Annotated in this window: 12 protein-coding genes; 9 read left to right on the forward strand and 3 right to left on the reverse strand. The window is 53.7% G+C overall.

What is annotated here, in order from left to right:
- Positions 1-22: 22 nt before the first annotated feature.
- Entirely contained in the window at positions 23-571 is a 549-nt protein-coding gene (locus ACQY36_RS07000; protein ID WP_428078529.1) for a type IV pilin protein, read from the forward strand.
- 56 nt (positions 572-627) lie between these two features.
- Here ACQY36_RS07000 and recA read toward each other — a convergent pair whose 3' ends face one another.
- Together recA and ACQY36_RS07010 are read right to left on the reverse strand one after the other, a co-directional pair.
- Positions 628-1,692, reverse strand: a complete 1,065-nt coding sequence (recA, locus tag ACQY36_RS07005) for a recombinase RecA (protein ID WP_428056301.1) — start codon at positions 1,690-1,692, stop codon at positions 628-630.
- A 24-nt stretch (positions 1,693-1,716) separates the two neighbouring features.
- The gene (locus tag ACQY36_RS07010; protein WP_428071970.1) at positions 1,717-4,245 is read right to left on the reverse strand and encodes an ATP-dependent Clp protease ATP-binding subunit; all 2,529 of its coding nucleotides are present in this window, start codon (positions 4,243-4,245) and stop codon (positions 1,717-1,719) included.
- A gap of 137 nt (positions 4,246-4,382) precedes the next feature.
- On the opposite strand from ACQY36_RS07010, the gene ACQY36_RS07015 reads away from it, so the two are divergent.
- The 7 genes from ACQY36_RS07015 (at position 4,383) to ACQY36_RS07045 (ending at position 10,375) form a co-directional block, all read left to right on the forward strand.
- Entirely contained in the window at positions 4,383-4,916 is a 534-nt protein-coding gene (locus tag ACQY36_RS07015) for a type IV pilin protein (protein ID WP_428071969.1), read from the forward strand.
- 146 nt (positions 4,917-5,062) lie between these two features.
- Positions 5,063-5,662 (forward strand): KdsC family phosphatase, encoded by a 600-nt coding sequence (locus tag ACQY36_RS07020; protein WP_428056307.1) that lies wholly within the window; start codon positions 5,063-5,065, stop codon positions 5,660-5,662.
- 21 nt (positions 5,663-5,683) lie between these two features.
- A complete protein-coding gene (gene tmk / locus ACQY36_RS07025) occupies positions 5,684-6,301 on the forward strand; it encodes a dTMP kinase (RefSeq protein ID WP_428056309.1) in 618 nt (205 codons plus the stop codon).
- Entirely contained in the window at positions 6,301-7,305 is a 1,005-nt protein-coding gene (gene holB / locus ACQY36_RS07030) for a DNA polymerase III subunit delta' (RefSeq protein WP_428056311.1), read from the forward strand. The genes tmk and holB overlap by 1 nt, the downstream gene beginning before the upstream one ends.
- A gap of 10 nt (positions 7,306-7,315) precedes the next feature.
- Positions 7,316-8,827, forward strand: a complete 1,512-nt coding sequence (gene metG, locus ACQY36_RS07035) for a methionine--tRNA ligase (protein WP_428056313.1) — start codon at positions 7,316-7,318, stop codon at positions 8,825-8,827.
- A gap of 126 nt (positions 8,828-8,953) precedes the next feature.
- A complete protein-coding gene (locus tag ACQY36_RS07040; RefSeq protein WP_428072007.1) occupies positions 8,954-9,586 on the forward strand; it encodes an ankyrin repeat domain-containing protein in 633 nt (210 codons plus the stop codon).
- A 288-nt stretch (positions 9,587-9,874) separates the two neighbouring features.
- The gene (locus ACQY36_RS07045; RefSeq protein ID WP_428078531.1) at positions 9,875-10,375 is read left to right on the forward strand and encodes a type IV pilin protein; all 501 of its coding nucleotides are present in this window, start codon (positions 9,875-9,877) and stop codon (positions 10,373-10,375) included.
- Between the two features lie 116 nt (positions 10,376-10,491).
- Here the strand turns inward: ACQY36_RS07045 and recG are convergent, their stop codons facing one another.
- Entirely contained in the window at positions 10,492-12,588 is a 2,097-nt protein-coding gene (gene recG / locus ACQY36_RS07050; protein ID WP_428078533.1) for an ATP-dependent DNA helicase RecG, read from the reverse strand.
- A 58-nt stretch (positions 12,589-12,646) separates the two neighbouring features.
- Between recG and ACQY36_RS07055 the strand changes: the two genes are divergently transcribed.
- On the forward strand, positions 12,647-13,330 hold the full coding sequence (locus tag ACQY36_RS07055; RefSeq protein ID WP_428056321.1) for a mechanosensitive ion channel family protein: 684 nt from the start codon (positions 12,647-12,649) through the stop codon (positions 13,328-13,330).
- The last annotated feature ends 894 nt before the right edge of the window (positions 13,331-14,224 follow it).

Raw genomic sequence — 14,224 nt, forward strand, 5'->3', positions numbered from 1 at the left:
TATAAATAGGGGGATATATCCCGTGCAAAAAAGCCTCGGATTTACGCTTATAGAGCTGTTGGTGGTGGTTTTAATTATCGGTATTTTAGCGGCGATTGCGGTGCCGCAGTACGAAAAAGCGGTATGGAAATCCCGCAATACGCAGTTAAAAACGGCCGTTCGTTCGGTGGTGCAGGCGCAAAAAGCGTATTTGATGGCTAACGGCACTTATGCCAGCAGTTTCGGAGAGTTGGATATAGATTTACCGCTGGACGCACCCGCCGTATCCGCCGGCATCGGTAATACCTGCCAGTTAATCACCACCGGACCGGACTCCATCCGGCAGGGCAAAGATTTTTATGTGGTGCTGAACAATACATCGGCTGTCAGCGGCGGTATTTCTGCCGTGTGGACTTCGGGCAAATTTAAGTGTAACGGGTTTGGCTGGACTCCCCATAAAGAGGATAAATTAGTATGTATGGAGTCGCGCAACGGGACCGCCACCAGCAAAAATGACGAATTTTGCCAGGGGCTTGAACAGGGAACGCTGGGCGAGTTGCGCGCCGCCTGGCAGCGTTACGAGCTGCCGTAATTTTGACGGAAATAAAAAACGCCTCCCGGCCGGGAGGCGTTTTTGTCGGATAAAACTTATTTTTTGGCCGTTTTCTTTTCGGCTTTGGCTTCGGGCGCGGTTTCGGCGGCGTCCGCTTTTTTGCCGTTGTAGTGGTGGCCGAGATATTTGACGTAAAGCTTGTCTTCAATTTCGGCGGCCAGTTCCGGGTTGTCTTTTAAGTACTGGCGGGCATTGTCGGCCCCTTGGCCCAGTTTTTCGTCCCCGTAGATAAACCAGCTTCCGCTTTTTTCAATAAATCCGGCTTCCACGCCTTTATCAATGATGCAGGCCTCGCGGGAAATGCCGTGGCCCAGAATCATCGTAAATTCGGCCTGGCGGTACGGCGGAGCCACTTTGTTTTTGGTTACTTTGGCGCGTACGCGGGTACCGATGATTTCGTCGCCTTTTTTGAGGTTTTCAATGCGGCGCACGTCAATGCGGACGGACGCGTAAAATTTAAGCGCCAGGCCGCCGGGGGTGGTTTCCGGGTTGCCGAACATGACGCCGATTTTCTGGCGCAGCTGGTTGATAAAAATAATGCTGGTTTTGGTTTTGTTTAAAATGCTGGTCAGCTTTCTTAACGCCTGGCTCATCAGCCTGGCCTGAAGGCCCACGTGCGCGTCGCCCATTTCGCCTTCAATTTCAGCCCGCGGCACCAGAGCGGCCACGGAGTCAATTATAATCAGGTCAATCGCGCCCGAGCGCACCAGCTTCTCGGCGATTTCCAGGGCCTGTTCGCCGGAGTCCGGCTGGGAAACCAGCAGTTCGTCCACATTTACGCCCAGGTTGGCGGCGTATACCGGGTCCAGCGCGTGTTCCGCGTCAATAAACGCCACGGTTCCGCCGTTTTTCTGCGCCTGCGCGGCCACGTGTAAAGACAGCGTGGTTTTACCGCCGGCTTCCGGCCCGTAAATTTCAATAATGCGCCCGCGCGGCAGCCCGCCCACGCCCAGCGCCAAGTCCAAAGACAGCGCGCCCGTGGAAATGGCTTCCACGTTTTTTACGCCCCCGCCGCCTAATTTGCAAATCGCTTCTTTTCCGAAAGCTTTCTCAATCTGGCCCAGGGCCAAATCAAGCGCTTTTTGTTTGTTTGCGTCCATATGTTGTAAGTCCTCCCGATGTGGTTAAATCGCAACGGCGTCCTTTTCCTGCACCGCCGCGCCGGTAAAGGTAAGTTTTCCGGCGTCTTTATCTAAGTCTACAATAATTTGGGTGTGCGCGGGATAGCGGTTGACCAGGATATTCTCGGCCAGCGGGTCTTCCAGTTCGCGCTGCAGCGCGCGCAAAAGCGGGCGCGCCCCAAATTTAACGTCAAAGCCTTTTTCCACCAAAAACTCTTTGGCCGCATCCGTGAGTTTTAAAGACAGTTCTTTGTCTTCCAGTTTTTCGTCCACTTCTTTTAACGCCAGATCCAAAATTTGGCCGATGTTGTCTTTGGACAACGAGTGGAACACCACAATTTCGTCAATGCGGTTGATAAACTCCGGGTTGAAGGTTTTTTTGACTTCTTCCATAACGTTTTGGCGCATATCCCGGTATTGCTGTTCTTCGCTTTGCTGCGCGGCGAAGCCGAGCGCGGAGCCTTTGTTGGTGATTTCGCGCGCGCCGACGTTGGAAGTCATAATCACGACACAGTTTTTAAAGCTTACTTTGTGGCCCAAATTGTCCGACAGGGAGCCTTCGTCCAGTACCTGCAGGAGGATGTTGTAAATGTCCGGATGGGCTTTTTCCAATTCGTCCAACACCACCACGCTGTAAGGGCGGCGGCGTACGGCTTCGGTCAGCTGGCCGCCTTCTTCGTAACCCACATAGCCGGGCGGCGCGCCAATCAGGCGCGAAACCGCGAATTTTTCCATATATTCGGACATATCCAGCCGAATCATGGCTTCTTCGTCCCCGAACAGGAACATGGCCAGGCTTTTGGCCAGCTCCGTCTTGCCTACGCCCGTGGGGCCCAGGAACAGAAATCCGCCTATCGGACGGTGCGGGTTGCCCAGGCCGGTGCGGTTTCTGCGGATGGCCTGCGAAACGGCTTTCACCGCGTCTTCCTGGCCGATGATGCGTTCGTGCAGGTGTTCTTCCATATGCAGGATTTTGTCGGTTTCGCTTTGCGTCAGGCGCGTAACCGGGATGCCCGTCCATTTGGAAGCCACGAGGGCGATGTCCTCTTCCGTTACTTCCGGGGTTTCTTTGCCGCGTTCGCTCTGCCACTGCTGTTTTAAGTGGTCCACATACGCTTTGAGGCGTTCTTCGGTGTCTTTGGCGGCGGCGGCTTTTTCAAATTCTTTTTTGGCGAGGGCTTCGTCTTTTTCCTGCACGGCCTGGTTGTATTCCACCTGCTTTGCTTTGATTTCAGGCGGCAGCACCGCGTTTTTCAGGCGGGCGCGGGCACCGGCTTCGTCAAAGAGGTCAATGGCTTTGTCCGGCATGGCGCGGTCGGTGATATAGCGGTCCGCGATGGCGGCGGCGGCGCGGATGGCGCCGTCGGTATAGCGGACGCGGTGGTGCTGTTCGTATTTGGCGCGGATGCCTTGCAGAATGGTGACGGTTTCTTCCACGTCCGGCGGGTCGGCCACGACGGGCTGGAAGCGGCGTTCCAGCGCGGTGTCGGCCTCAATGTATTTGCGGTACTCGTCAAAGGTGGTGGCGCCGATGCACTGCACTTCGCCGCGCGCCAGGGCGGGCTTTAACATATTGGAAGCGTCAATGGACCCTTCCGCCGCGCCCGCGCCGATGATGGTGTGCAGTTCGTCAATAAAGATGATGGCGTCTTTGGCGGCGGCCATTTCGTCAATGATGTTTTTTAAACGCTGTTCAAATTCGCCGCGGTATTTGGTGCCCGCGATGACGGAAGCCAGGTCCAGCGCCAGAAGGCGTTTATTGCACAGCACGTCGGAAATTTCGCCGCGCGCGATTTTCTGCGCAAGGCCTTCCACGATGGCCGTCTTGCCTACGCCCGGCTCGCCGATGAGCACCGGGTTGTTTTTGGTGCGGCGCGCCAGGATTTGCACCAGGCGTTCAATTTCTTCTTCGCGGCCGATGACCGGGTCCAGCTGGTTTTTGGCCGCCAGTTTGGTTAAATCGCGCGTGTATTCGTCCAGCGTCGGCGTTTTGCTTTTTTTCTTGTCCAGGTTTTCGCGTTCGCGTTTGGGGACGGAATTTAAATTGATTTCCTGGGGCAGGTCGGTTAAATCTTCGGTCAGGTCGCCGGGTTCGGCGTCGCCGATGAAGTTGAGCACCGTGTCGCGCACGGTATCCAGGTTTAGGCCGAGGTTTTCCAAAATCCGGCCGGCCATGCCTTCTTCCTCGCGTATCAGCCCCAGCAAAATATGTTCCGTGCCGATGTGTTCCGTGCCCAGCATCTGGGATTCTTCCACCGAAAACTCCAGCACTTTTTTGGCGCGGGGCGTAAACGGAATTTCGCCCAGGAGCATAATCGTGTCCCCGATGCCCACCATTTTTTCAATTTCCAGGCGCACTTTGCGAAAAGTAACCCCCAGCCCGGTGAGTATTTTGTTTGACACGGTGCCTTCTATGGCGCTCAGCCCCAGCAAAATATGTTCGGTTCCTACATAGTCGTGATTGAGGCGTTTGGCCTCTTCCTGCGCGATGAGAATAATTTTCTGCGCATTTTCGGTAAATCTTTTTGCCATCTTATTTAACCCCTTTAAAGCGATTACTTCCATTATATAAAAATAACAAGCCCCACGCGGGCCCGTACTTTTTATTCGGAAAAATCTTGTGCGTGCGCGCTTTTTTTGCTAGAGTGAACAAAGCGAGGAAACCCCTTATGAATAAACGAGGATTTACTTTGATTGAACTGCTGGTGGTGGTGCTGATTATCGGTATTTTGGCGTCGGTGGCGGTGCCGTGGTACCAGTCGGCGGTGGATTCAAGCCGTTATACGCAGCTGCAGGTAATCGTCAAATCCATTAAAGACGCGGTGGAACTTTCCCGGATGATGACGGGCTCCTACCCCGCTACGCTTGAAAATTTGGATATTGAGCTCCCCTCCAACTGTACTCTTACCGGAGACAAAACGGTAGCCAACTGCGGCAAATTTTTTATTGATTATATGGACGGGTCTTCCCAGAACATTGTGGGAATGATGAATTTTGACTCCAACACTTTTTCCGCCGCCGGCAATTACGTGGCCTATGTGGCGTGGCTGGATTATGCCGACGCTAATTCCGGCCGGCGCGAATGCCGCGCGGGCGCATCCAGCGAGCGGATGCAAAAACTCTGCGCCGACCAGCCCGGCACCCTGGACGGAACGGCGGGCGGAAACCACTGCCCGAGCTGTAAACGCTATTGGTTAAATTAAAACGGTCTTTTTCAATTGCATACGGGCCCCGGCGGATTTGCGGGGCCCGCGTGTTTTACGGGAACCGGCGCCGTGCAAAAACGGCGCGGGGGAGCTCCCGCCCGGCTGAGCCCCCGCAGGGGGATATTTGGTATAATACCTTATATATGGAACAAGCGATTAAACGGGCCCAAAAAATCAAGGCCATTTTGACCGACGTGGATGGTATTTTAACCGACGGAAAAGTAAACTTTTTCGTGCGCGGCGACGGTAAAATAGACGAATTTAAATCCTTTAACACGCAGGACGGCATTGCCGTCCTTCTCTGCCACAGCGCGGGGATTGTGTGCGGCATCATCACGGGCCGCCGCCACCCCACCACCGTGGCGCGCGCCAAAAACCTGGGTTTTAAATATATGTACCAGGGGTTTTTGACCAAAATCGGCCCGCTGAACGATATCCTGGAAAAAGAAAACATCTCCGCCGAAGAAGTGGCCTATATCGGCGACGATATCACGGATATCCCGCTTTTAAACGAAGTCGGCTTCGCCGCCACCGTGCCCAACGCGCTGGACTGCGTGAAAGACCGCGCGCATTTTATCACCCGCCGCACGGGCGGAGACGGCGCTTTCCGCGAAATTATTGATTTTATCTTAACCGCCCAGGGCAAACTGGCCCCCATTTTGGAACAGGTGGAAGCCTCCGCCTGGACCGCGGGCAAACGCCCCGAAATGGAAGTAATCACTTCGCAGGAAGGGATTGCCTGACGGCGGGCCCCAGGACTGACTATGAAAGGAAAATTTATCGTTTTGGAAGGACCGGACCGCTGCGGCAAATCCACCCAGGCCAAAATGCTTTACAACCAGCTGGTCGCGCGCGGAAAAGACGTGATTCTTACGCGCGAGCCGGGCGGCACGCCCACGGCGGAACGCATCCGCCAAATCGTGCTGGAGCCGGGGCTGGACGTGCGGCCGATGGCCGAGCTGCTTTTGTATGAAGCCTCCCGCGCCCAGCACACGCAGGAAAAAATCCTGCCCGCGCTGGCGGAAGGCAAAACCGTCATCTGCGAGCGTTACACCATGTCCACCTGCGCTTACCAGGGGTATGGCCGCGGCATTGATTTGGGCATTATTGATACGCTTAACAAAATCGCCACGCTGGAAACAAAGCCGGATTTGACGCTGGTGTTTTTAATGTCGGATAAGTATTTTACCGAACGCGGCGAATACCTGTTTTCGGACCGGCTGGAGCAGGAAGACCTGGCCTTCCGCCAAAAAATGCGCAAAGGCTATTTGGAAATGATTGAACGTACGCCCAACGCCTATTTAATAGACGCGGATAAAAACATCAGCGATATTCAGGCGCGCGTCTTACAGCTTCTGCGGGAGCACGATATTACCGACTGATGCCGTTTTCCGATATCCTGGGGCAGGAAAAAGCCTCCTCGTATTTGCAAAAGCTGGTCCGGAGCCAAAAGGTTCCGGGCGCGCTCTTGTTTTACGGGCCGGACGGCGTAGGCAAGGGGCTGGCGGCGCGGGAATTTGCCAAAGCGCTTAACTGCCAGGATCCGGCCGCGCGGCAGACGGGGGACGCGTGCGGCGTATGCGCCGCGTGTCAGGCGGTGGCCAAAGGCACGCACCCGGATGTAACGTTTGTGGATTTTTTGTATCAGGCGCGGCTGGAAGTAAAAAAAGATTTCAGCAGCAAAGGCTACGAAGAAGAGCTGGAAAAAGAAGTCGCCAAGCAGCAGCATATCGGCGTGGACACCATCCGCGACGTAACGGCCAAATCCCAGCAGAAAGCGGTGGGCGGCGGCTGGAAGGTGCTGATTGTGGACGCGGCCCAAACCATGCAGGGCGCGGCGGCCAACGCGCTGTTAAAATTTATAGAAGAACCTCCGGCGCGGACGCTTTGGATTTTAATCACCAACAAACGCTCCGCCATGCTGCGCACCATTCTTTCGCGCTGTCAGCCGCTGGCGTTTGCGCCGCTGTCGCAGGAGAACGTAAAGCAGGTGCTGGCTGACACCGGCGCGGACGTGCCGGACGCCGACCTCTGCGCGCGCTACAGCGCGGGCTCGGTTTCGGGCGCGTTAAAAGCCGCGCAGGCGCTGGAACTTTTGCAGTCCGGCGGGTTTGGCACGCCGCAGGGCCCCGTATCCGTGGCGGCCGGGCTTTCCCGCACGCTCGTTACGGCGCGCCAGGAAGCGCAGGCCGTGCTGGACGTATTAATCATGGCGCTGCACCGCGCGTGGACCTCGGCCCCGGATGAAGCCAAACAGCGCGCTTTTCAGACGGCGCTGAAACGTTTTGAAAGCTATAAACGCAGCATCGGGCGCAATGTATCGCCCGCGCTTGTATTGGAGACCGCGCTGATGAGTCTGGACGGACTGGACTTGCGGATTTTTTAATGGAGAACTTATGACGAAAAAATTTTATATCACCACCCCTATTTATTACGTGAACTCGGTGCCCCACATCGGCCACGCGTACACCACCATCGCCCAGGACGTGCTGGCCCGCTACAAACGCCAGAAGGGCTTTGACGTGCGCTTTTTAACCGGTACGGACGAGCACGGCGCAAACATTGAAAAATCCGCCGCCGCCGCGGGCGTAACCCCCAAACAGTGGACCGACGACGTGGCCGCCAAATATAAAGAACTCTGGAAAACGCTGAACATTTCCTACGACGATTTCATCCGCACCACCGACGCCAAGCACGAACACGTCGTGCAGGCTATTTTTGAAAAACTCTTAAAAAGCGGCGACATTTACCTGGGCTCCTACTCCGGCAAATACTGCCTGTCCTGCGAGCAGTATTATAACGACAGCGAAATACTGGAAGGCGGCCTGTGCCCCGTGCATAAACGCCCGCTGAGCGAAGTGCACGAAGAAACGTATTTCTTCAAACTGTCCCGCTACGAAAAACCGCTTTTAAAATACTACGAAGAACACCCGGAATTTTTAAGCCCCAAAATCCGCGCGAGCGAAATCGTCAATTTTGTCAAAAGCGGCCTTCAGGACCTGTCCGTTACGCGCACGAAAGTGGCGTGGGGCATCCCGGTGCCGAGCAACCCCCAGCACACCATTTACGTATGGTTTGACGCGCTGATTAACTACGTTTCCGCCGCCGGCCTGGGCACGCTGCTGTGCGAAGACAAGGCCGAGCACGAAGCGCAGTTAAAGCAAATCAAGGCGGATAAATTTGAAGATTTGTGGCCCGCCGATTTGCATATGGTCGGCAAAGAAATTTTCCGTTTTCACACGGTCATCTGGCCGGCGGTGCTGATGGCCTTGGGCCTGCCGCTTCCCAAAAAAGTGTTCGCCCACGGGTGGTGGACGGTGGAAGGGGAGAAAATGTCCAAATCGCTGGGCAACATCATAGACCCGGCCAAAGTGGCCGCCCAGTACGGGGTGGACCCGCTCCGCGCGTTCCTGTTCCGCGAAGTGCCCTTCGGCCAGGACGGGGATTTTTCTATGGAAAGCTTTAAAAACCGTTATAATTCGGACCTGGCCAACAACATCGGCAACCTGCTTTCGCGCACGCTGAATATGGCCGCCAAGAATATGGGCGAACTGCCGGAAACGATTGAAGGCGATTATAAACTGCTGGCCAAATCGGCGGACGTGGAAGCGGCCATTGATAAAGCCTATGATGAGCTGGCCTTTGATAAAGTGCTTGAAAACATTTACGGCTTTGCCAGCGATTTAAACAAACTGGTGGACGAGAAAAAGCCGTGGGAACTCACCAAGACGGACCCCGAAGCCGCCAAAGCGGTTTTGCTGGAGCTGGCGGCGTGCCTGCGCAAAGTGGCCGTATGGCTGGAGCCGTTTATGCCCACCGTGGCCAAAGAAATGCAAAAGCGGCTGCTGCCGGGTAAAATTGAAAAATACCCGCCGCTGTTTCCGCGTCTGGAAGCCGATAAAAAATAAAGCCCGGCTTTTGGCATGGTTTTATGGACGAAGCGCAAAGAATTATCTTTGCGCTTCGTTTTTTACGCCGTTGCGGCCGGCGGAAACGCCCTTGTCAAAGCCGGATAAATTGACTACACTAGAAAGATGAAAACATTTACTTTTTTAGCCGTATTGGGCCTCTTCGCCCCCGCCTTGTGCTGGGCCGGCCCGAATGAAGAAATTTTTGCGGCGGTGCGCAGCGGAAACCGCACGGAAGTTAAAAGACTGGTTTCCAAAAATAAAACCCTCGTGTTCGCTACGGACAAGCGCGGCATGACGCCGTTTTTGAGAGCGGTGGAAGCCAAAGATTTGGATATGGCTTATTTACTGGCGGACTATTTTTCCCGCTTAACCGACAGCGGGGCCTCCGGCAACGCCATGCACATCGCCGTGAACAACGAGGACGAGCCCATGATTAAGCTCCTCTTCCGTCTGGCCGCCGAAGAAGACCCCGGCCTGCCCAAACAGCTGATTAATACGCCCCGTTCGCGCGAGGACGATACGTCTCTGACCAGCAGCGACCGCAACACGCCTTTGCACGTGGCGGCTAAAAAATGTAATGCGCGCATTTACAAGTATCTGGTGGCTAACGGAGCCAATCCCGACGCAGTCAATTCCTACGGACAGACGCCCCGCCAAATAATGATCTCCTGCGAAAAGACGAAAGCTTATCAAGCCGAGCAGGCCAAAAAGAAAGCCGCGCAAAAACAGCGGCAAGCCGCGCGCAAGGCGTCTTAAAAGGGTGTAACGCTCCTGCATTTTGCCAACGGCGCCGGCTTTTAGCCCGTCTATAAAATCCGTTTTACGCGGCAGAAGCGTTTTATTTGTTTGAGCGGTAGCGAGTTGTAAAACGCGCCGCGTAAAACTGGATTTCAGGAGCACTGGCCGGCAGTCTTTTTGTTCTTTTGTACGGTTGCTTGGCAACATGGCTTAAACGGTATGGCTCAATTAGTCGGATGTATCCGCATAGAAAACCATCCCCTGGAAGGGGGCCTTGATTTGTTTTTTTTTTGATAAATTTTGCATATGAACAAAATTTATCAAAAATCATCTCCCGGCCCGAAAAACGCCGGATTTACGCTTATAGAGCTGTTGGTGGTCGTTTTAATTATCGGTATATTGGCCGCAGTCGCGCTGCCGCAGTATGAACGCGCGGTGGAAAAATCCCGCGCGGCGGAAGGCGTTACGCTGGCGCGCAGTATTGCGCAGGCGAATATCGCTTTTCAGCTGGCAAATGGCTATTACAGCACCAATATTTTGGATTTGGATTTAGACTACCCCGGGCTGGACGTGGTGGAAGGAAGTATTGAATCCAAAAGAAATAAAAATTTTACCTGCCGTTCGCAGGCTATCGGCAACCCGGCTATCATTTCGCTATGCCGCCGGAGCGGAAAACCCTATTATTTCCAGTCATATAAAACAGAACCCGGCGCCATATTTTGCGGCTATGACAACGCAGAAGGCGAAAACTGGTGTAAAAAATTGAGCGGAAAATCCACGAAGGAAGGTTCCGGCTACCGAATGTAGGAAAGTGCTAATTTAACCCCCGGCTCACACCCGGGGTTTTTTATAAATCGGTATTTGAAGTATTTTGTCGGGCGGGTACAAGACCGCGGCACCAAAGCGGCATGGCGCAAAAATGATTAGCTCAGGTCAATCAAGTGCCAGTTCTTTTGGTAGAGCTCCGTGAGTTTTTGGCGGAATAGAAAATGCTCCGGGGCGGTAAGGCCGGGGTCTTTGGACAGGAGCCCGTCGCGGTCTTCAATGGCCCAGTATAAAATGTCCCGGTCTTTAAAAATATCGCCGGCTTTAAATTCCAGTTCCCCGCTCTGGCGCGTGCCTAAAATTTCACCCGGCCCGCGCAGCTGCATATCGCGCTCGCCGATTTTAAAGCCGTCCCGCGTGGCGCAAATAATGTCCACGCGCTCTTTGGCCACGCTTCCGGCGTGCTGGGGCACTAATATACAATAGCTTTCGTGCTCGCCGCGTCCCACGCGCCCGCGCAGCTGGTGCAGGCTGGCCAGGCCAAAGCGCTCGGCGTTTTCAATCACCATCACGGTGGCGTTTTTTACGTCAATACCCACTTCAATCACCGGGGTGGCTACGAGGATGTCGGTCTTGTGTGCGGCAAAATCGGCCATGACGGTTTCCTTTTCGCTTTGGCTCATCTGGCCGTGCAGGATGGAAAGGCGGAACTCCGGAAACACCTTTTTTAATTTTTCAAATTCTTCGGTAACGGCTTTGGCGGAAATTTTTTCGCTCTCTTCAATCAGCGGGAAAACGATATACGCCTGCCGTCCTTTTTGTACTTCCTCGCGCACGCGGCCGTAAGCCAGCTTGGAGGTGGCCGTTTCGGTTTGAATGGGCTGGCGGCCGGGGGGCAGTTCGCTTAAAGTGGATACTTCCAAATCCCCGTAAAACGCCAGCGCCAGCGTGCGCGGGATGGGCGTGGCGGTCATGGTCAGCAGGTCCAACTTGGCTGTTTTTTCTTTCAGGCGGCTGCGCTGTTTGACGCCGAAGCGGTGCTGTTCGTCAATCACCGCCAGGCGCAGGTTGTGGAATTTTACGTCGTCCTGAATCACCGAATGGGTGCCCACCAGCAGGTTTAATTTCCCTTCGGCGAGTTCTTTTAAAATTTTCTTTTTGGCCGCGGCCTTGGTGCTGGAAGTTAACACGGCAACGTTTACGTCCAGCCCTTTTAAAATGCGCTTAAACGTTAAAAAATGCTGTTCGGCCAGGATTTCCGTCGGGGCCATCAGCGCGGCCTGGTAGCCGTTTTCCACCGCCAGCAGCATCGCGCACAGCGCGACGACGGTTTTGCCGGAGCCCACATCCCCCTGCAAGAGGCGGTTCATCGGGCGGGGGGAACATAAATCTTTGAAAATCTCGTTGATTACTTTTTTCTGACTGTTTGTAAACTCAAACCCCAGCTGCTCTCTAAAGGGCGTAAGCAGTGTTTTTTTTATTTCGTAGGCGTAATCTTTGGCTAAAATTTTTGTTTGCGTGCGTTTGATGCCCCACGCCGTGGCCAACAGCAAAAATTCCTCGTACGCCAGGCGCGTGCGCGCGCTTTCCAGCTCGGCCGCGGAGTTGGGGAAGTGTATGGCCTTTAACGCCTGCGGCGCGCTTAAAAGTTTGCGTTTGGAAAGTAAATCCGGCGGCAGGATTTCGGGCTCTCTCGCGAGCGATTCGGTTTGCAGGGCTTCGTAGACAAATTGTCTGAACTGCTTGTTGTTTAGCCCTTCGGTCAGCCCGTAAACGGGCGTTAAACGGCCGGCGTGGAGTTTAGTCAGCACGTCTTCGGCGGGATAGTATTCGTCCACCGTCACCTTGGCGGAAAAGAAATTGTTTTTATTTTCCCGCTTGCCGATAATCCACACTTCCTTATTCATTTTAAAATCTTTTTTAAGCGTGCCGAAAGGGTCAAAGCGAAACCCGCGGTACATCCGTTTTTTAAACCAGGTGCATTCAATCTGCGCGCCCTTTTCGTTTTCCAGAAACGCTTTGAAAATCAGCACGCTGCGCGCCGGGATTTCCTGCGTGCGCAGCACCCGGCCTTTAAAGACTACTAGCGCGTCCGAATTATATTCGTTGGGCGGTGCGCCCAGGCGGCGGTCCTGATACGTGCGGGGATAATAATGCAACAAATCTTCCACGGTCATTATCTCCAGGCGTTCAAACAGTTTCGCCTTGGCGGGACCGATTCCTTTTAAATACTGGATTTGAGTTTGCGCCGTCATAGTTATATACTTATTTTACAAATAATATTTGCTACAATTAAAAAAAAGGAGGATATTTATGGATTTGGAAGCTATTTCCGAGCAGGTAAGCACCCATCTCTTGCAGGTGGGGCAGAGCAGCTTAAAAGTGCTGGTGGCTCTGGTGGCCGCAGTGCTGATTCTGGTGGTAGGGTTGTATCTTTCCCGCTTTGTGGGTTCGTACGTTAAAAAAATCCTCAACAAAATTTCGTTTGACGACAAAACTTCCAAGCTCGGCATCAACGAGCTGTGCGTGCGCTTTGGTTTGGGCAAATCGCCGACGTACATCATTTCTTTTGTGCTGGCCTGGGCGGTTATTTTCTACGCCATTGTGCTGGCGGCGGACGTGCTTCACCTGGCGATTATCCGCAACCTGTTTACGCAGTTTTTGGAATTTATCCCGACGCTGTTCGTCTCCGTGCTGATTCTGTTTGCGGGCTTGCTGTTTGGCAAACTGATGGGCAACATTATTGATAATTCCGCCAAAGCCAATAATTTAAAAGGCGGGTTTTTTATTTCCAAAGCGGTGAACATTTTTATCGTGTTCTTCTGTGCGCTGGTGGCGGTGGAAAACCTGGGCTTTGCCAACCAGCTCGTGAACAATGTGGTGATTATCGTGCTGGCTTCTTTGGGGCTGGCGTTTGCCATCGGCGTGGGACTGGGGTCCAAAACGCTGGTGGAAGAGTTTATGCGAGAGCTGTTTAAGAAAGAAGAAGACAAATAGAGTTTTTAAGCGTATAAAAAGAACCCCGGGGCTAATTAGCCCCGGGGTTTTTGTATCTGTTGAAAACCCCCAGCTAGGCTGGGGGTTCAGTAAAGGTTACACCGTTGAGTAAGGTAGTTTTAGTACGAGAATATAAGAGCAAGAAGAAAGAGAATTTTGTCAGACAGGTATAAATGAAAAAAAGAGTCATTCCCGAAGGTAGTAGTCGGGAATCTGCTCCATTTTAATAACGACAGATCCCCGACAAAAACACTCGGGGATGACAAAATAAGAGAGAGAATAAACGCAAATGACAGGTTGTTGAAACTACTTCAAGTAGTAGCTAGTAGAGAGAGGGCTGCGCCCGTATTGAGAAAAACCCCCGGCTACGCCGGGGGATGTTTATTTTATCGGGGTGCTGGCGGACCCTGCGGCTGGCCCGGAGGGTGCGGCTTTTCAGGCTCGCTGTTACGGTGCTTGGCAACATTGTTTAAATAGTGTGGCTCCACTAGTCGGATGGCACCGTCAGGGAAAGGGAGGGGCGGACCCTGCGGGCGGCGGTATACCAGACGGGTGCATACCCCCTTTGTTGTTCCCATCTAATTAATAGCACCGTTTATTGCTTTAGCCCTGGTTGAGGCCAGAGCCCCAAGGCCCGGACCCTGTGGCTGGCCCGGAGGGTGCGGCTTTTCGGGCTCGCTGTTACGGTGCTTGGCAACATTGTTTAGACAGTGTGGCTCAATTAGTCGGATGGCACCGTCAGGGAAAGGGAGGGGCAGCTCGGTCTTACCAGACGGGCTCATCCCCCTTTGTTGTTCCCATCTAACTGATAGCACCGTTTCCAGCTTTAACCCTGGTTGAGGCCAGGTTGCCTGCCCCCGGCAAGGGGGTTGATTTGTTTTTTTTTTTTGATAA

It is taken from the genome of Candidatus Avelusimicrobium alvi, from assembly GCF_958451995.1.
GTDB lineage: Bacteria > Elusimicrobiota > Elusimicrobia > Elusimicrobiales > Elusimicrobiaceae > Avelusimicrobium > Avelusimicrobium alvi.

What these genes read in the sequence shown, in the direction of transcription:
- ACQY36_RS07055 (WP_428056321.1), top strand. Translation starts at nt 12,647, where the DNA reads ATGGATTTGGAAGCTATTTCCGAGCAGGTAAGCACCCATCTCTTGCAG.
- ACQY36_RS07015 (WP_428071969.1), top strand. Translation starts at nt 4,383, where the DNA reads ATGAATAAACGAGGATTTACTTTGATTGAACTGCTGGTGGTGGTGCTG.
- ACQY36_RS07010 (WP_428071970.1), bottom strand. Translation starts at nt 4,245, where the DNA reads ATGGCAAAAAGATTTACCGAAAATGCGCAGAAAATTATTCTCATCGCG.
- ACQY36_RS07045 (WP_428078531.1), top strand. Translation starts at nt 9,875, where the DNA reads ATGAACAAAATTTATCAAAAATCATCTCCCGGCCCGAAAAACGCCGGA.
- ACQY36_RS07040 (WP_428072007.1), top strand. Translation starts at nt 8,954, where the DNA reads ATGAAAACATTTACTTTTTTAGCCGTATTGGGCCTCTTCGCCCCCGCC.
- recA (WP_428056301.1), bottom strand. Translation starts at nt 1,692, where the DNA reads ATGGACGCAAACAAACAAAAAGCGCTTGATTTGGCCCTGGGCCAGATT.
- ACQY36_RS07020 (WP_428056307.1), top strand. Translation starts at nt 5,063, where the DNA reads ATGGAACAAGCGATTAAACGGGCCCAAAAAATCAAGGCCATTTTGACC.
- metG (WP_428056313.1), top strand. Translation starts at nt 7,316, where the DNA reads ATGACGAAAAAATTTTATATCACCACCCCTATTTATTACGTGAACTCG.
- recG (WP_428078533.1), bottom strand. Translation starts at nt 12,588, where the DNA reads ATGACGGCGCAAACTCAAATCCAGTATTTAAAAGGAATCGGTCCCGCC.
- tmk (WP_428056309.1), top strand. Translation starts at nt 5,684, where the DNA reads ATGAAAGGAAAATTTATCGTTTTGGAAGGACCGGACCGCTGCGGCAAA.
- holB (WP_428056311.1), top strand. Translation starts at nt 6,301, where the DNA reads ATGCCGTTTTCCGATATCCTGGGGCAGGAAAAAGCCTCCTCGTATTTG.